At 70.7% G+C, this 17,168-nt stretch carries 17 protein-coding genes; 14 read left to right on the top strand and 3 right to left on the bottom strand.

Going from position 1 to position 17,168, the window contains the following annotated elements:
- The first annotated feature begins 165 nt into the window (after positions 1-165).
- From ACFYOH_RS16855 to ACFYOH_RS16835, 5 genes are all read left to right on the top strand, one after another.
- Entirely contained in the window at positions 166-1,362 is a 1,197-nt protein-coding gene (locus ACFYOH_RS16855; protein ID WP_388626262.1) for an argininosuccinate synthase, read from the top strand.
- Between the two features lie 49 nt (positions 1,363-1,411).
- On the top strand, positions 1,412-2,842 hold the full coding sequence (gene argH, locus ACFYOH_RS16850; protein ID WP_388626261.1) for an argininosuccinate lyase: 1,431 nt from the start codon (positions 1,412-1,414) through the stop codon (positions 2,840-2,842).
- Positions 2,843-3,592: 750 nt separating this feature from the next.
- Entirely contained in the window at positions 3,593-4,564 is a 972-nt protein-coding gene (locus tag ACFYOH_RS16845) for an aldo/keto reductase (RefSeq protein WP_388626259.1), read from the top strand.
- An 83-nt stretch (positions 4,565-4,647) separates the two neighbouring features.
- Positions 4,648-5,199 carry a TetR/AcrR family transcriptional regulator gene (locus ACFYOH_RS16840; RefSeq protein ID WP_388626258.1) on the top strand — a complete coding sequence of 184 codons (552 nt, stop codon included), beginning with the start codon at positions 4,648-4,650 and terminating at the stop codon, positions 5,197-5,199.
- Entirely contained in the window at positions 5,196-6,719 is a 1,524-nt protein-coding gene (locus ACFYOH_RS16835) for an MFS transporter (RefSeq protein WP_388626256.1), read from the top strand. The genes ACFYOH_RS16840 and ACFYOH_RS16835 overlap by 4 nt, the downstream gene beginning before the upstream one ends.
- Before the next feature lie 112 nt (positions 6,720-6,831).
- Here ACFYOH_RS16835 and ACFYOH_RS16830 read toward each other — a convergent pair whose 3' ends face one another.
- A complete protein-coding gene (locus tag ACFYOH_RS16830) occupies positions 6,832-7,503 on the bottom strand; it encodes a lysophospholipid acyltransferase family protein (protein WP_388626254.1) in 672 nt (223 codons plus the stop codon).
- A gap of 364 nt (positions 7,504-7,867) precedes the next feature.
- On the opposite strand from ACFYOH_RS16830, the gene ACFYOH_RS16825 reads away from it, so the two are divergent.
- The 3 genes from ACFYOH_RS16825 (at position 7,868) to ACFYOH_RS16815 (ending at position 10,185) form a co-directional block, all read left to right on the top strand.
- Positions 7,868-9,043 carry a glycerophosphodiester phosphodiesterase gene (locus tag ACFYOH_RS16825; RefSeq protein ID WP_388626252.1) on the top strand — a complete coding sequence of 392 codons (1,176 nt, stop codon included), beginning with the start codon at positions 7,868-7,870 and terminating at the stop codon, positions 9,041-9,043.
- 92 nt (positions 9,044-9,135) lie between these two features.
- A complete protein-coding gene (locus ACFYOH_RS16820) occupies positions 9,136-9,642 on the top strand; it encodes a sigma-70 family RNA polymerase sigma factor (RefSeq protein ID WP_388626250.1) in 507 nt (168 codons plus the stop codon).
- A 45-nt stretch (positions 9,643-9,687) separates the two neighbouring features.
- A complete protein-coding gene (locus tag ACFYOH_RS16815) occupies positions 9,688-10,185 on the top strand; it encodes a GNAT family N-acetyltransferase (protein ID WP_388626612.1) in 498 nt (165 codons plus the stop codon).
- On the opposite strand, the gene ACFYOH_RS16810 is transcribed toward ACFYOH_RS16815, so the two are convergent.
- Both ACFYOH_RS16810 and ACFYOH_RS16805 read right to left on the bottom strand, forming a co-directional pair.
- Positions 10,173-10,604 carry a hypothetical protein gene (locus ACFYOH_RS16810; RefSeq protein WP_388626610.1) on the bottom strand — a complete coding sequence of 144 codons (432 nt, stop codon included), beginning with the start codon at positions 10,602-10,604 and terminating at the stop codon, positions 10,173-10,175. The genes ACFYOH_RS16815 and ACFYOH_RS16810 overlap by 13 nt on opposite strands.
- A 7-nt stretch (positions 10,605-10,611) precedes the next feature.
- Positions 10,612-10,971, bottom strand: a complete 360-nt coding sequence (locus tag ACFYOH_RS16805) for a hypothetical protein (protein WP_351021782.1) — start codon at positions 10,969-10,971, stop codon at positions 10,612-10,614.
- 88 nt (positions 10,972-11,059) lie between these two features.
- On the opposite strand from ACFYOH_RS16805, the gene ACFYOH_RS16800 reads away from it, so the two are divergent.
- The 6 genes from ACFYOH_RS16800 to cbiE all read left to right on the top strand — a co-directional run bounded on the left by ACFYOH_RS16800 (position 11,060) and on the right by cbiE (position 16,812).
- Positions 11,060-11,710: an HAD family hydrolase gene (locus ACFYOH_RS16800; RefSeq protein ID WP_388626249.1), complete on the top strand. Its 651-nt coding sequence runs from the start codon at positions 11,060-11,062 to the stop codon at positions 11,708-11,710.
- 343 nt (positions 11,711-12,053) lie between these two features.
- On the top strand, positions 12,054-13,088 hold the full coding sequence (locus tag ACFYOH_RS16795) for a methionine ABC transporter ATP-binding protein (protein ID WP_388626609.1): 1,035 nt from the start codon (positions 12,054-12,056) through the stop codon (positions 13,086-13,088).
- Positions 13,085-13,822 (top strand): methionine ABC transporter permease, encoded by a 738-nt coding sequence (locus ACFYOH_RS16790; RefSeq protein WP_388626248.1) that lies wholly within the window; start codon positions 13,085-13,087, stop codon positions 13,820-13,822. Before ACFYOH_RS16795 ends, ACFYOH_RS16790 begins: the two co-directional genes overlap by 4 nt.
- Before the next feature lie 71 nt (positions 13,823-13,893).
- Positions 13,894-14,724 carry a MetQ/NlpA family ABC transporter substrate-binding protein gene (locus ACFYOH_RS16785; protein ID WP_388626246.1) on the top strand — a complete coding sequence of 277 codons (831 nt, stop codon included), beginning with the start codon at positions 13,894-13,896 and terminating at the stop codon, positions 14,722-14,724.
- Between the two features lie 132 nt (positions 14,725-14,856).
- Positions 14,857-15,495, top strand: a complete 639-nt coding sequence (locus ACFYOH_RS16780) for a GNAT family N-acetyltransferase (protein ID WP_388626244.1) — start codon at positions 14,857-14,859, stop codon at positions 15,493-15,495.
- Between the two features lie 87 nt (positions 15,496-15,582).
- Positions 15,583-16,812, top strand: a complete 1,230-nt coding sequence (gene cbiE, locus ACFYOH_RS16775; RefSeq protein WP_388626243.1) for a precorrin-6y C5,15-methyltransferase (decarboxylating) subunit CbiE — start codon at positions 15,583-15,585, stop codon at positions 16,810-16,812.
- Positions 16,813-17,168 lie beyond the last annotated feature (356 nt).

The raw sequence follows: 17,168 nt of genomic DNA, 5'->3' as shown, positions 1-17,168 counted from the left end.
ATGCCTCACTCGGTCGGGAAGTGTCCTGAGTTGCCAACGCGGCGCCTGCGTTCGCGGAGGAGTACGGGAAAGCGATTTCCCCCGTTCAAAGGCTTCGGCAATTGACGAATCATGCATTGCTCTGCATACTCATGCATGACACAGGTGCAGTGTGAGGAGAAACCCATGACCGAGCGCGTCGTACTCGCCTATTCGGGCGGTCTGGACACCTCCGTCGCCATCGGCTGGATCGCCGAGGAGACGGGCGCCGAGGTCATCGCCGTCGCGGTGGACGTGGGCCAGGGCGGCGAGGACCTGGACGTCATCCGCAAGCGTGCCCTCGCCTGCGGTGCCGTCGAGGCCGAAGTGGCCGATGCCAAGGACGAGTTCGCCGAGGAGTACTGCCTCCCTGCGATCAAGGCCAACGCCCTCTACATGGACCGCTACCCGCTGGTCTCCGCCCTCTCTCGGCCGGCGATCGTCAAGCACCTGGTCGCCGCCGCCAAGAAGCACGGCGCCACGACCGTCGCCCACGGCTGCACCGGCAAGGGCAACGACCAGGTCCGCTTCGAGGCCGGCATCGTCGCCCTCGCCCCCGACCTGAAGTGCATCGCCCCGGTCCGCGACTACGCGATGACCCGGGACAAGGCCATCGCGTTCTGCGAGGCCAAGCGACTCCCGATCGCCACCACCAAGAAGTCGCCGTACTCCATCGACCAGAACGTCTTCGGGCGCGCGGTCGAGACGGGCTTCCTGGAGGACATCTGGAACGCCCCGATCGAGGACATCTACGAGTACACCGCCGACCCGGCGGAGCCCCGCGAGGCCGACGAGGTGATCATCGGCTTCGAGGCGGGCGTCCCCGTCGCCGTCGACGGCAGGCCCGTCACCGTCCTCCAGGCGATCCAGCAGCTCAACGCGCGCGCCGGCGCCCAGGGCATCGGCCGGATCGACATGGTCGAGGACCGCCTCGTCGGCATCAAGTCCCGCGAGGTGTACGAGGCTCCCGGCGCGATCGCCCTGATCACCGCCCACCAGGAGCTGGAGAACGTCACCGTCGAGCGCGAACTCGCCCGCTACAAGCGGCAGGTCGAGCAGCGCTGGGGCGAACTCGTCTACGACGGCCAGTGGTTCTCCCCGCTCAGGCGCGCCCTGGACGGCTTCGTCAACGAGGCCAACGAGCACGTGACCGGCGACATCCGCATGACCCTGCACGGCGGCCGCGCGGTCGTCACCGGACGGCGCTCGGCCGAGTCCCTGTACGACTTCAACCTGGCGACCTACGACACGGGCGACACCTTCGACCAGTCCGCCGCCAAGGGCTTCATCGACATCTACAGCCTGTCCTCGAAGATCGCCGCCCGGCGCGATCTGCAGGCATAGCCTGACGCACACCTCGCGTAACCGACCCACCTCTCTAGGAGCAGCGCAAGTGAGCAGCAACAGCGGTGACGTACGGCTCTGGGGCGGCCGTTTCGCCGACGGTCCCGCCGAGGTCCTGGCGAAGCTGTCCGCGTCCGTCCACTTCGACTGGCGGCTCGCGCCCTACGACATCGCCGGTTCGCGTGCCCACGCGCGCGTGCTGCACAAGGCCGGTCTCCTCACCGAGGACGAGCTGCAGCGCATGATCGCCGGGCTGGACCGGCTGGAGGCCGACGTGGCCTCCGGCGCCTTCGTCGGCACCATCGCGGACGAGGACGTGCACACCGCCCTGGAGCGCGGCCTCCTGGAGCGCCTCGGCCCGGACCTGGGCGGCAAGCTGCGCGCGGGCCGCTCCCGCAACGACCAGGTCGCCACCCTCTTCCGGATGTACCTGCGCGACCACGCCCGCGCCATCGGCGGCCTGATCGCCGACCTCCAGGACGCCCTGATCGGCCTCGCCGAGGCCCACCCGGACGTCGCGATGCCCGGCCGCACCCACCTCCAGCACGCCCAGCCGGTGCTCTTCGCCCACCACGTCCTGGCGCATGTCCAGTCCCTGTCCCGGGACGCCGAGCGCCTGCGCCAGTGGGACGAGCGCACGGCGGTGTCGCCGTACGGCTCGGGCGCCCTCGCGGGCAGCAGCCTCGGCCTGGACCCGGAGGCGGTCGCCCAGGACCTCGGCTTCGAGCACGGCAGCGTCGGCAACTCCATCGACGGCACGGCCTCCCGTGACTTCGTGGCGGAGTTCGCCTTCATCACCGCGATGATCGGGGTGAACCTCTCCCGGATCGCGGAGGAGATCATCATCTGGAACACGAAGGAGTTCTCCTTCGTGACCCTGCACGACGCGTTCTCCACGGGCTCGTCGATCATGCCGCAGAAGAAGAATCCGGACATCGCGGAGCTGGCGCGCGGCAAGAGCGGCCGCCTGATCGGCAACCTGACGGGTCTGATGGCGACCTTGAAGGCCCTGCCCCTCGCCTACAACCGCGACCTCCAGGAGGACAAGGAGCCGGTCTTCGACTCCTGCGACCAGCTGGAGGTCCTGCTCCCCGCCTTCACCGGCATGATCGCCACCCTCACGGTCAACCGCGAGCGCATGGAGGAACTGGCCCCGGCCGGCTTCTCGCTCGCCACCGACATCGCCGAGTGGCTGGTCAAGCAGGGCGTGCCGTTCCGCGTCGCCCACGAGGTCGCCGGCGAGTGCGTGAAGACGGCCGAGGCCGAGAACAAGGAACTCGACGAGCTGACCGACGAACAGTTCGCGAAGATCTCCGCCCACCTGACCCCGGAGGTCCGGACGGTCCTGAACGTCCCGGGCGCGCTCGCGTCCCGCAACGGCAGGGGCGGTACGGCACCGAGCGCGGTCGCCGTCCAGCTGTCGGAGGTCAAGGCCGACGTGGCGGCACAACACGAGTGGGCGACGGCCAGGACGGCCTAGCCGGCGCAGCCAGAAGGGCCCGGACACCATGTCCGGGCCCTTCTGGCTGCGCCGGGCGTGTGGTGACAGAAGCTCAACGCCGACCCGGCGAACCGACGGTGGGCCCCGGACGCCGGCACCGTCCCCGACTGGCCGCCGACCTCGCCGGGTTCGGCGGCCCGTGTGCACCGCGCGCGGGCCAGGAGGGCCGGCCCGCTCATCCGCCGCCGTGCCGGTCGGAGGCGCGTCCGCTTGCTCCTGTTCGAATTGACACCGGGCGACGGGGGCCTCGTACCGAATCCGGAGCCGCTTGGTCAAAAGGGTCCCTTTGGTGCACTTCACCACCCCCCATCTGATCCCCTCCCATGGAGCTGCCATGACAGTGCAGCCACAGCAAGCGACAATGCCCGTCCCGCATCCGGTCCCCCATCTGGACACCCAGCCCTTCCCGACGCCATCGCGGAGACCGCGCCGCAGCCGGACAGCGCCGGGCCCGGCACCGAGGCATTTCGCTACTGGGTGGCGGCCGACTCGCTCAGCCGGGCCGGCCGGACCCGGGGTCGGAGATGATGTCCTTGCGTACCTCGCTGAGGGCCGCAAGGGTTTCGCCGATGTCGAAGAAGAGAGTCGGGACCGCCAGAGTGAAAACGCCGTGGGCGTGACATCCGACGACGGCCCCAGGCGCGGGCTGAACTGCGCAGGGCTGGGTAGATTGGTGCGAGATCCTCCCCTGAAGTGAGATCCCCTACGCCGATCGTGCAGGGAGCCCCCATGCCGTTCAGCCGCCTGGCCACCGTGACCACGCCCACCGCGCACATCGGACTCGGCCTCGCCGCAGTCGGCCGCCCCGGCTACATCAACCTCGGCCGCGAAGAAGACCTCGGAGAGAACCGCAGCGCGGATTCGCTGCGCACCCGCACCCACGAACTCCTCGACGCCGCCTACGCCCAAGGCGTCCGCTACTTCGACGTCGCCCGCTCCTACGGCCGCTCCGAGGAGTTCCTCGCCGACTGGCTGAACGCCCGCCCCGACATCGACGATGTGGTCATCGGCAGCAAATGGGGCTACACCTACACCGCCGGCTGGTCCACCGAGGCAGAACAGCACGAGGTCAAGGACCACAGCCTCGCCGCGTACGAGCGGCAGCGCGCCGAGACCGACGCCGTGCTCGGCGACCGGCTCGACCTCTACCAGATCCACTCGGTGACCCCGGACAGCCCGGCCCTCACCGACAAGGACCTCCACGCCCGGCTCGCCGAGGCCGCCGCCCAGGGCCTGACCATCGGCTTCTCCACCAGCGGCCCCGCCCAGGCGGACGCGATCCGCGCCGCCCTCCGGCTGACCGCCGACGGCGAGCCCCTGTTCCGTACCGTCCAGTCGACGTACAACGTGTTCGAGACCTCGGCGGCCCCCGCGCTCGCCGAGGCGCACGACGCCGGGCTCACCGTGATCGTCAAGGAGGGCATGGCCAACGGCCGGCTGGCCGCACCGCACGCCCCGGAGATGCTCAGGGCCGTCGCCGAGGAGAGCGGCCTCGGCTGTGACGCGGTGGCCCTCGCCTGGATCCTGCGCCAGCCGTGGGCCGGCGTCGTGCTCTCCGGCGCCGCGACGGTCACCCAGCTCGTCTCCAACCTGCACGCTCCCGCCGTCGACCTCGGCGTGGACCAGCTGACCCGCCTCGCCACGCTCGCCGAGGACCCGCGCGCCTACTGGGAGCGGCGCGGCCAGCTGCCCTGGCACTGACCGACACCCGTCCCGACCGACGGCAATGAGTCGCGCACGCCCAGCATGAGACAAAGATGTCTCATCTGGGCTACACTTGTCTCATGGCTCTCGATCGTGACCAGGTGCTGCGCAGCGCGGCCGCCCTGCTGACCCGTAAACCCACCGCGACCATGGACGAGGTCGCCAAGGCCGCCGGGATCAGCCGGGCCACGCTGCACCGCCACTTCGCCGGCCGCGATGCCCTCGTACGAGCGCTGGAGGCGCTCGGCATCGAGGAGTGCGAGGCGGCCGTGGACCGGGCCCGGCTGGACGAGGGGCCCGCGGGCGAGGCCGTACGCAGGCTGGTGCGCGAGATCCAGCCCGCGGCCGGACTGCTCGCCTTCCTGTACGGCGAGAGCCAGTTGTGGGAGGGCGAGCGGCAGAACGACGGATGGCTGCGCCTGGACACCCGCGTCGGCGCGGTGTTCCAGCGCGGCCAGCAGACGGGCGAGTTCCGGATCGACCTCACCCCGGTCTGGCTCACCGAGGCGCTGTACGGCCTGATCGCCTCCTGCGCCTGGGCCACCCTGGACGGCCGGGTGGCCGCCAGGGACTTCCCGACGATGGTCGCCGAGCTGCTGCTCGGCGGCGCGCTACGAAGAGAGGAATCATGACCAGCACCCTGCAGCCGGCCGCGACGACGGAGGCGGTGACGCGCCCCGGCCGCTGGCTCGCGCTCTCCGTCCTTGTCCTGGCCGTGCTGCTGGTGGCCGTCGACGCCACCGTCCTCGGCCTGGCGACCCCCTACATCAGCGAGGACCTGGGCCCCTCCGGCACCCAGCTCCTGTGGATCGGCGACGTCTACTCCTTCGTCATCGCCGGTCTGCTGGTCTCCATGGGCAGCCTCGGCGACCGCATCGGCCGCAAGCGGATCCTGCTCGGCGGTGCCACGGCGTTCGGCGCGATATCGGTCCTCAACGCCTACGCCTCCACACCGGAGTTGATGATCCTGGCGCGGGCGCTGCTCGGTGTCGCGGGCGCGACCCTGATGCCCGCCACCCTCGCCCTGATCCGCAACCTCTTCCACGACCCGCGCGAGCGCAGCCTCGCCGTGGGCATCTGGGGCGCGACCGCCTCCGCCGGCACGGCCGTCGGCCCGATCACCGGCGGTTTCCTCCTGGAGCACTTCTGGTGGGGCTCGGTCTTCCTGATCAACCTGCCGGTGATGGCGGTCCTGGTCCTCGTCGGCATCCGCACGCTGCCCGAGTCCCGCAACCCGAACCCCGGCCCGTGGGACCTGATCAGCGTCGTCCTGTCGCTGGTCGGCATGATCGGCGTCGTGTACGCGGTCAAGGAGGCCGCCACGCACGGGTTCACCTGGCCGGTGCTCGGCACGGCACTGCTCGGCGCGACGGCCCTCTACGGCTTCGTCCACCGTCAGCTCACCATGCCGGCCCCGCTGCTGGACATGCGGCTGTTCAGGCGCCGTGGCTTCAGCGGGGCGGTCCTCGCCGACCTGCTGACCGTGCTGGGCATGTCCGGCCTGGTGTTCTTCCTCTCCCAGTACCTGCAACTCGTCCAGGGCAGGCGCCCGTTCGAAGCGGGCCTGGCCGAACTGCCCGCCGCCGTGGGCGCGGTGGCGGCCGGCCTCATCGCGGGCCGCGCGGCGCGTCGCTTCTCGGTCCGCGCCGTGGTCTCGGGCGGCCTCGCGGCGGTCGGCCTGGCTCTGGCCGCGCTCACCGCTCTCGGCCGGTCCACCGGCTACCCCGTGCTCGGCGTCGCGCTCCTGGTCGTGGGCATCGGCGCGGGCTTCTCCTTCACCGTCACCGCCGACGTGATCCTCTCCAGCGTGCCCAAGGAGGAGGCGGGCGCCGCCTCGGCGGTCTCCGAGACGGCGTACGAACTGGGCGCGGCCCTGGGCATCGCCCTGCTCGGCTCCATCGTCACGGGCGCCTACCGCGACTTCACCGGCCCGGCCGGCACCCCGGACCAGGCCCACGAATCACTGGGCGCCGCAGTGGAGGCGGCATCAAAAATGCCCCCGCACACCGCGGAGGCACTCCTGAACGCGTCCCGGGACTCCTTCCTCCAGGGCCTGCACCTGGCGTCGGGCGCGGGAGCGGTAGTCCTGCTGGGAACGGCGGTGGTGGCGTGGTTCCTGCTGAAGGGGCAGCATCTGGAAAGCGCGGGGTGAGCGAAGCGCCCCAAAGGGGCGCGTGGCTGTGTCGATGTGCGGCTCCGCCGCGTGGGCGCGAGCAACCACAACGGAGCGGCACCCGCAAGAGATCCCGTGCCCGGTACGGCGACTAGGCGGCCTTCGCCTTCGTGGCATACATGTCCACGTATTCCTGCCCCGACAGCCGCATGACCTCAGCCATCACGGAGTCGGTCACGGCCCGCAGCACATACCGGTCCCGGTCCATCCCGTCGTACCGGGAGAACTCCATCGCCTCACCGAAACGAACCGTCACCTTGCCCGGCCGCGGAATTCCGGCTCCCCCCGGCTGCAACTTGTCCGTGCCGATCATGGCGAACGGAACAACAGGCGCACCGGTCATCAGCGTCAGCCGCGCGATACCGGTGCGCCCCCGGTACAGCCGGCCGTCGGGCGACCGGGTGCCCTCGGGGTAGATCCCGAAGACCTTGCCCTCCTCCAGGATCCGCCGCCCGGTCATCAGCGCGGCCACGCCGCCGCTCGCGCCGTCCCGGTCCACCGGGATCATGCCGACGCCGGTGAAGAACCAGGCCATCAGCCGGCCCTTGACGCCCTTGCCGGTGACGTACTCGTCCTTGCCGATGAAGAACACCTGCCGCTTGGTGACGAGCGGCAGGACGATCGAGTCGATGAACGTGAGGTGATTGCCGGCCAGAATGACCGGCCCGTCGCCGGGGATGTGCTCCACGCCCTCCACCTGTGGGCGGAACATCAGGCGCATGATCGGTCCGAGCACTGCCTTGATGAGCGCGAAGCGGGACAACGGGGCCTCCGATGTCGAGGGGTCGATATGAGTCTGTGCAGGTGAGGACATTACTCGCGGCCCCGGGCCCGGCGCACATCGGGTACGGGCGGTTCACCGAGGTCTTACGAAGTGTTGACGTGGGTTTACCTGCGGTGACGCCGCGGGGACGCCCCGTAACACCTCCGCCGCGGTGTGACGGAGATCGCGCGAAGCCGTCACCCGGTCGGCGGCCCGGCCCCGGCCACCGATGCGACGACCCGTCACCACCCGCCTCCCACAGGACATACGGAGTCACCCGCGTGTTTCGTCGAGGGCCTCCCTGCGGTCATCTGTCCGCCCCTACGATCGGCCCGCACTCAAGACGGATGGCAGGAGGGCGCCGATGGGCAGCGACCAGGCGAACGAGAAGACTCAGGGCACCGGACGGCGGGCGATCCTCGGCGCGGCGGTGTTCGGCGCGAGCGGGGCGGTCCTCGGGCTGCCGGGCGCGGCCGAGGCCGCCGGGACCCGGCCGTCCGGAGCGGGCGGCCGGGGCCTGAAGAGCCTGCCGGTGCCGGCGATCATCGGCCACCGCGGTGCCAGCGGCTACCGCCCCGAGCACACCTTCGGCTCGTACAACCTGGCCCTGGACCTGGGCGCCGACGTCGTCGAGGCCGGTGACCTGGTGCCCACCAAGGACGGCCATCTGGTCTGCCGGCACGAGCCGGAGATCGGCGGCACCACCGACGTCGCCTCCCATCCGGAGTTCGCCGACCGCAAGACCACCAAGACGCTGGACGGGGTCGCCACCACCGGCTGGTTCACCGAGGACTTCACGCTCGCCGAGCTGAAGACCCTGCGCGCGGTCGAGCGCATACCGGCCAACCGGCCGCACAACACCCTCTACAACGGGCGCTGGGAGATCCCCACGTTCGAAGAGGTCCTGAAGTGGCAGGACGAGCAGACCCGCAAGCGCGGCAAGCAGGTCTGGATCTACCCCGAGACCAAGCACCCCACCTACTTCCGCAAGCTCGGCCTGGGCCTCGAGGAGCGGGTCGCGAAGCTGCTGCGCAAGTACGGCAAGGACGGCCGGAACTCGCCGGTCATCCTGCAGTCCTTCGAGCCCAGCAGCATCCAGAAGCTGAACCAGCTGGTCGACAACCCGCTCGTCGTGCTGCTCTCCTCGGCGGCCAGCCGCCCCTACGACTTCGTCGAGGCGGGTGACCCGCGTACGGTCGCCGACCTGATCACGCCCAAGGGCCTCAGGGAGATCGCCGGCTACGCCCAGGGCATCGGCCCGACCCTGGACCTGATCATCCCGAAGGACGCGAACGGCAACCTCACCAAGCCGACCACCCTGGTCTCCGACGCGCACAGGGTGGGCCTGGTCCTGCACCCCTACACCATGCGCAACGAGAACCCCTTCCTCCCGGCCGAGTACCGCAAGGGCAGCGCGGCCGACGGCTACGGCGACTCCTTCGGCGCCTTCAAGACGTACTTCGCGACCGGCATCGACGGCGTCTTCACGGACAACGCCGACACCGGCGTGCTCGCCCGCGCCGACTTCCTGGCCGGCTGACCGCGTCAACCCACGGCCCTGCCGTCACTCCGTTCGGGGTGACTGTGCGCCGCCCCGGAAACCTGCTCCCGGGGCGGCGCGTCGTTCCGCATATGACCCACGACCTGGTAGCCGCCCTGGGCCCGCTGCTCACCGCCGAGGCCTCGGCCGAGGCATATGCCGCCGGGAGCGAGCCGGGCGACCTGGAGCAGGCCGTCTGGCTCCGCCTGCTGGAGCGGCTGGAGACCGAGGGGCCGCCGCCGGACCCGCACGGCTGGCTGCGCAAGGCCGTACGCGCCGAGGCCCGCCGCAGCCGCCGCACCACCCGCCGGGAACGCCCGTACGGCGCCGAACCGCCCGACGACGCCCGCACCGACCCCGAGCAGCAGGCCCTCACGGCCGCCCGGTACCGCGCGCTGCGCGACGCGGTGCGCCGGCTGCCCGGCCGCTGCCCCCGGCTCATCGAGGCACTGCTGTCGCCGAAGGACCTGACATACCGGGAGATCGCGGGGGAGTTGGGTATCTCACAGGGCAGTCTCGGCCCGGAACGCTCCAGATGTCTGGGATGTCTGCGCCGATTGCTCACGCCGGAGGTTGCAGCCCGCGAAGTGCGGGGATAGGAGTGAGGGACGACAGGTGATCAGGTGAGCGGGAGGCGTGCGCACATGGGCATGAGCGTGACCATCTCGGTGGCGACCGAGCAGGACGCGGAGCAGATCTTCAGGCTCCAGTACCTGTGCTTCCAGAGCGAGGCGGCGCTGTACGGCAACTACCGCATCGACCCGCTCGTCCAAACCCTGGACTCCGTCCGCCAGGAGGTCGCCTCCGACTGCGTCTTCGTCGCCCGGCTCGGCGAGGAGGTGGTCGGCTCGGTGCGCGGCAAGGTCGGCGAGGACGGCGCGGCCGACATCGGCAAGCTCTGCGTCCACCCCCGTCTGCAGGGCCACGGCATCGGCGCGCGACTGCTGCGCGCGGCCGAGGCGGCGCTCGTGGAGGAGCGCGGCGCCACCCGCTTCCGCCTCTTCACCGGCCACCGCAGCGAGGGCAACCTCCGCCTGTACCGCCGCGTGGGCTACGAGACGGTGGGCCGGTCCAAGGGCGCGGACGGGGTGGAGATGATCGTCCTGGAGAAACCGGCGGGGGCTTTCGTTCAGACGGCGTGAGCCGAGCGCCCCTGCTCCCGCGCCTTGCGCAGCCAGTACATCGCGGAGACCGGCAGCAGCACCGGGATGAAGATGTACCCCGCCCCGTAGTACGACCACACGGTCGCGTCCGGGAAGGCCGAGCGGTCGACCAGTGTCCACGTACCGACGATCAGCACGCCCGCGAGCTCGGCGGCGCAGCACACCAACGCCGCCCGCCGAGCGGTCTCCCCGCCCCGGATCAGCGTGTACGTGATGAACCCGTACACGACGCCCGCCACCGCCGACAGCGCGTAGGCGAGCGGCGCCCGGTCGAACTCCGTGGAGATCTGGTACGCCGACCGCGACACCGCCCCGACCACCATCACACCGTAGAACCAGACGAGCAGCATGCCCGGCCCGCCGATCAACCGGGCCGGCTTCTCCTCCACCGCCGTCATCTCGGTCTCAGCCTCCCCAGATGTCATAGAGCCGCACCTCCAGCACAGCCAGCACCACACCGCCCGCGGCCACCGTCACCGAGCCCCACTTGGTCCGCTCGGCCAGCGACATGAACCCCGCCGCCGGAACGCACGCGAACGCGCCCAGCAGATACGCCACGAAGATCGTCGTACCCTGTTCCGGCTTCTCGCCCCGCGCCAGCTGCACGATCCCGACCACCAGCTGGACCACGGCCAGCAGCGACACCACGGCCATGCCGATGAAGTGCCAGTCCTTGGTCGGCTGGTCCCGGTAGGCGGCCCAGCCGCACCAGGCGGCGAGCAACAGCGCGGCGACCCCGGTCACCAGCGTCAGGGCATTGAGCATGCGGTGACCCTATTACGGCCGAAACGGGCGCCGGCCCCCGACCCCGCCCGTAGGCCACAGGGTCTAGACCACATCGTAGGGTCACGGCATGACGATCCACGCGCACGCCCTCCTCTTCGACAACGACGGCACTCTCGTCTCCTCCCTCGACTCCGTCGAGCGCTGCTGGACCCGGTGGGCCGGGGAGTACGGGGTCACCGCCGAGGAGTTCGGGCGCGTGGCCCTGCACGGGCGGCCCGCCGCCGAGATAGTCGCCGACCTGCTGCCCGCCCGCCTGGTGCCGGAGGCCGTCGCCCGGGTCGAGCAGCTGGAGGTGGACGACGTACCCGATGGCGGTGTGCGGCTGCTGCCGGGCACGCGGGACCTCCTCGACTTCCTGCCCGCCGACCGCTGGGCCGTCGTCACCTCCGCCACCCGGCGGCTCGCCGAGGCCCGGCTGGACGCCGTCGGCATCCTGCCCAAGACGCTGATCGCCGCCGACGACATCACCCGTGGCAAGCCCGACCCCGAGCCCTACCTGCTCGCCGCCCGGCGGCTCGGCGTCGACCCCGCGCACTGCGTCGTCTTCGAGGACGCCCCGGCCGGGCTCCGGGCGGGCCGCGCCGCCGGAATGACCACCGTGGCGTTGGCCACAACCCACCGCGCGGAGGACCTCGACGCCGACCTCGTAGTGGCGGACCTGTCGGCCTTGTCGGCACTGGTCACCGACGGAGGTGTGGAGATCTCCGTCCGCCGCTGAGGGCCCGTTCCGGGCTGTCCGCCGCTGTCCACTATCCGGACAGCGGCGACCGGTCAGGACCATACGTCTGCTTTACTGATCGCATGACCACGACGAGCTGCCGCACCCTTGCGACCGAGGCGACCATGACGCCCGGTGCTCGTTGTATGTGTCGCCTGATGTGTCGAATGTGCGCCTTCTAGAGGGCCCCCGCATCAGCTGAGCCTCGCGCCCCGAAGCGAGAGCCGTGGCTTGTCCGTGCGCGCAGTCCGTACGAGACGCACATCCACTCCCCATGCCTGAACCGCATGCACCCGTGCCCGGGCACACCCACGCCCGCGCACTCGACAGTGACGGAAATCCTGTGATCACCACCTCGGGCCTGACCAAGGTCTACCGCTCCCGCGGCCGTGACGTCACCGCCCTCGACGGCGTCGATCTCCACGTCCGCGAAGGCGAGGTCTACGGCGTCATCGGCCAGTCCGGCGCCGGCAAGTCCTCCCTCATCCGCTGCGTCAACCTGCTGGAACGCCCCACCTCCGGCACCGTGACCGTCGCCGGACAGGACCTCACCGCCCTGGCCGGCCGCGGCCCGCGCGCCGGCAAGGAGCTGCGCCGGGCGCGCAGCCGCATCGGCATGGTCTTCCAGCACTTCAACCTGCTCTCCTCGCGGACCGTGCAGGACAACGTCGAGCTGCCGCTGGAGATCCTCGGCACGTCCGGCAAGGAACGCTCCCGCAAGGCGCTGGAGCTGCTCGACCTGGTCGGTCTCGCCGACAAGGCCAGGGCCTACCCGGCCCAGCTGTCCGGCGGCCAGAAGCAGCGCGTCGGCATCGCCCGCGCCCTCGCCGGCGACCCCAAGGTGCTGCTCTCCGACGAGGCCACCAGCGCGCTCGACCCCGAGACCACCCGGTCCATCCTCCAGCTGCTGCGCGATCTGAACCGGCAGCTGGGTCTGACCGTCCTGCTCATCACCCACGAGATGGACGTCGTGAAGGCGGTCTGCGACTCCGCCGCCCTCATGGAGAAGGGCCGCATCGTGGAGTCCGGCACGGTCAGCGAGCTGCTGGCCACCCCCGGCTCCGAGCTGGCCGCCGCGCTGTTCCCGGTGAGCGGCGAGCGCACCGGTGCCGACCGGACCGTCATCGACGTCACCTTCCACGGCGAGGCCGCCACCCAGCCGGTCATCTCCCAGCTCTCCCGCACCTACAACATCGACATCTCGATCCTCGGCGCCGCCATCGACACCGTCGGCGGCCTCCAGATCGGCCGCATGCGCATCGAGCTGCCCGGCCGCTACGAGGACAACGTGGTGCCGATCGGGTTCCTGCGCGAACAGGGCCTGCAGATCGACGTGGTGGGCCAGGAGGCCCTGCTGGTGAAGGAAGGTGCCAAGTGACCTGGTCCGAGATGCAGCCGCTGCTGTCGCAGGCGTGTAGCGAGACGTTCCGGATGGTGCTCTGGTCGACCCTGATCGCCGTCGCCGCCGGCCTCCCGCTCGGCATCCTCCTCGTCCTCACGGACCGGGGCGGCCTGCTGCAGAACGTCCTCGCCAACAAGGTGATCGGCCAGATCGTGAACATCGGCCGGTCGATGCCGTTCATCATCCTGATGGTCGCCCTGATGAGCTTCACCCGCTGGGTCACCGGGACGACGATCGGTACGACCGCCGCGATCGTGCCGCTCGCCATCGGCGGCATCCCCTTCTTCGCCCGGCTGGTCGAGACGGCTGTCCGCGAAGTGGACAACGGTCTCGTCGAGGCCGTGCAGTCCATGGGCGGCAACACCTGGACGATCGTCCGCAAGGTCCTCGTCCCCGAGGCCCTGCCCTCGCTGATCGCCAGCACCACCACCACGGTCATCGCGCTCATCGGCTACTCCGCCATGGCCGGCACGGTCGGCGGCGGCGGCCTCGGCGACCTCGCCGTCCGCTACGGCTACCAGCGCTTCGAGACCGAGCTGATGTGGATCACCGTCGCCATCCTCGCCGTCGTGATCTCCCTGATCCAGTTCGCCGGCGACCTCGCGGCCCGCTCCCTGCACAGCCGCGGCGGCCGCTCCGGGCCGGCACCCAAGCTCCGCCTGCTGAAGGCTACGGAGCCCGCCGCGGCCGACGTCAGAAAGGCCGCGTAAGCGCGGCGCCTTTGAGACTCCCCGTTCACCCATACACGGGGTCGCACCACCCTTAAGGAAAGGCACTTTTCGTGCGTAACACCGCCAAGCTCACCACCGCCGTCCTCGCCGCCGGAGCCCTCACCTTCGGGCTGACCGCCTGCGGCTCCGGCAAGGACTCCGCCTCCTCCGGCTACAGCGGGCCGCTGGTCGTCGCCGCGAGCCCGACCCCGCACGCCGAGATCCTGAACTTCGTCAAGAAGAACCTGGCGAAGAAGGCGGGCCTCGACCTCGAGGTCAAGGAGTTCACGGACTACATCACGCCGAACACGGCGACCGAGGACGGCTCGGTGGACGCCAACTACTTCCAGAACCAGCCGTACCTGGACGACTTCAACAGCAAGCGCGGCACCCACATCGTGCCCGTCGTCACGGTGCACCTGGAGCCGCTCGGCCTGTACTCCCACAAGGTCAAGAAGGCCGACGCGCTGAAGAGCGGTGCGACCATCGCCGTCCCGAACGACGCCGTCAACGAGGCCCGCGCCCTGAAGCTGCTCGCCGACAACGGGCTCATCACCCTCAAGTCCGGCGTCGGCAACGAGGCCACCCCGCAGGACATCACCAAGAACCCCAAGCACCTCCAGTTCAAGGAGGTCGAGGCGGCCCAGACCCCGCGCTCCCTGGACGACGTCGACGCGGCCGTGGTGAACGGCAACTACGCCATCTCCGCCGGTCTGAAGCCCGCCAAGGACGCCATCGTCCTGGAGTCCGCGAAGAACAACCCCTACGGCAACTTCCTCGCCGTGAAGAAGGGCAACGAGAAGGACCCGCGGGTCAAGAAGCTCGCCAAGCTCCTCGTCTCGCCCGAGGTCAAGAAGTTCATCGAGGACGAGTACCAGGGCTCGGTCATCCCGTCCTTCTGAGCAGACCCGCACAGCTACGGGGTCCGCTCCCTCGCCCGGGGGTGGACCCCGTCGTGCGGTTCAGTGGTTTCATGCTGCATGCTGGGCAGTTCAGCAGGCCCTGAAGGTTTTTCAGAAGTTACGGAGCGGCGCATGACTGGCACCTTTCCCAACGTCTCCATCAGCACGGAGCGGTTGGTCCTGCGCCCCTTCGAGGAGTCGGACATCGAGGCCTTCGCCGAGATGATGAACGACGAACTGGTCACCACCTGGACCTCGGTTCCCCAGCCCTACACCGAGGCGGACGCCCGGGACTGGATCAGCGCCCAGGCGCCCGCCGAACGCGCCGACGGCCGCGGCATCGTGTTCGCCGTCGACGAGTTCCTCACCCAGCGCCTGGTCGGCACCGTCCGTCTGAGCAACACCGACTGGCGGGTGCGCTCGGCGGAGATCGCCTACGTCATCGCGCCATGGGCCCGCGGCGAGGGCTACGCCTCCGAGGCCGCCCTGGCCACCGCGCAGTGGCTGTTCCACGACCAGAAGTTCGAACGCCTGGAGCTGCGCACCGCCGCCGACAACACCGCCTCCCAACAGGTCGCCCAGAAGATCGGCTGCATCAGCGAGGGCGTCCTGCGGGGCGCCTGGATAGCACGCAGCAGAGCAGCGGACGGCACATGGACGGATGTCCGCACCGACGTCATCGTCTGGAGCCTGCTGCCGGAGGACCTGGCCGGGGCCGGCGAGCAGCTGGCCGACACGGACGGTTTCGCGTCGTACTCCGACTGGAACTGAGCCCCTGAGCCTCACCAGGTACGCTCAGGGAGCCCGGCTACGGGCCCGCACCCCTGACGACCTGCGCAGACCTGGAGAGAAACGACGATGGCCGACCGGGTCACGGTGATCGGCTGGGACGGCTCGCCGCTGACCGGCACGGCACGCGCCGCCCTCGGCGCCGCCACGCTCGTGGCGGGCGCGGCCCACCACCTGGCACTGCCCGAGGTCCCGCCCACCGCCGAACGCGTCCGCCTGGGCAGCGTCGCGCTCGCCGCCCGCCGGATCGCCGCCCACCGCGGCAGCGCCGTCGTGTTCGCCGACGGCGACCCGGGCTTCTTCGGCGTCGTCCGCACCCTGCGCGCCCCGGAGTTCGGCCTGGAGGTCGAGGTCGTCCCGGCCGTCTCCTCGGTGGCCGCCGCCTTCGCCCGCGCCGGCATGCCCTGGGACGACGCCCAGGTCGTCGTCGCCCACCCGCGCACCCTGCGCCGGGCCGTGAACGTCTGCCGCGCCCACACCAAGGTCGCCGTCCTCACCGCACCCGGCGCCGGACCCGCCGAACTCGGACTCCTGCTGGAGGGCGTCCACCGGACCTTCGTCATCTGCGAGGAACTGGGCACCGAACGCGAGCAGGTCACCGTCGTCACCTCCGACAAGGCCGCCGACCACACCTGGCGCGACCCCAACGTCGTCATCGTCATCGGCGGCCCCGTGACGGCCGGTGGCAGCGGCGGCTGGATCGCCGGACGCGACCCGGGCGCCGGCCCGCGCGGCTGGGTGCAGCCCGACGCCTCGTACGGCGACGGACCCGGTGGCGGACTCGGCGAGGGCGAGACGGAGCTGCTGCGCGCCGCCCAACTCGCCCGCCTCGGGCCCCGGGTCGGCGACCTGGTCTGGGACATCGGCTGCGGCTCCGGCGCGTTCACCGCCGAGGCCGCGCGCGCCGGAGCGGCCGTCATCGCCGTCGACCGGGACCCGGGGGCCTGCGCCCGGACCGAGGCGGCCGGGCGCCGGTACGGCGTCCAGCTCCAAGTGGTCCAGGGCACCGCCCCGCACGTCCTGGAGAACCTGCCCGAACCGGACGTCGTCCGGGTCGGCGGCGGGGGAGCGGCCGTCGTCACCGCGGTCGCCGACCGGCGCCCGCAGCGCATCGTCACGCACGCCGCGACCCGCGACGCGGCCGAACTCGTCGGCCGCGACCTGACCGAGCACGGATACCGGGTCGAGTGCGCGCTGCTGCAGTCGGTCGAACTCGACACCCGCACCTGGTCCGAGACCGAGCGGAGCGTCGCGTTCCTGCTCACCGGAGAATTGCTGCGGCGCGAAGCGCCCCGTTGAGGGGTGGTGGTCGGGCGACGGGTGGGCGCTCTTGGATCGCAACCCGTGATCCTGTTGTCGTACTGCGCGCGGTAGGCTGGCCGATCGTTGTGCCACACCGGGCGGCCCGGAAGTTCGTTCGTCAATGTCCGGAAAGCGCGCCCGTTTTGGGGTGGGTGTGGTACTGCGGAACCGGAGGACGCGCAACGTGGCGCAGTCCACAGCGGGCTGTCGCGGATCATGCTGTCGCGACGGCGCAACGGCCGGGACAATGCCACTGAATGGCTTTGTCGCCTTTTCCGGAGGGTCGTTCGTGCCGCTGGGCACGGACGCTCGTTCTTCACTACGGGCGGTCGGTGCGCCGTTCCGGGTGAGCT

The organism is Streptomyces sp. NPDC007856 (assembly GCF_042868225.1).
Taxonomy (GTDB): domain Bacteria; phylum Actinomycetota; class Actinomycetes; order Streptomycetales; family Streptomycetaceae; genus Streptomyces.
This window is presented reverse-complemented; position numbering and strand designations above follow the sequence as displayed.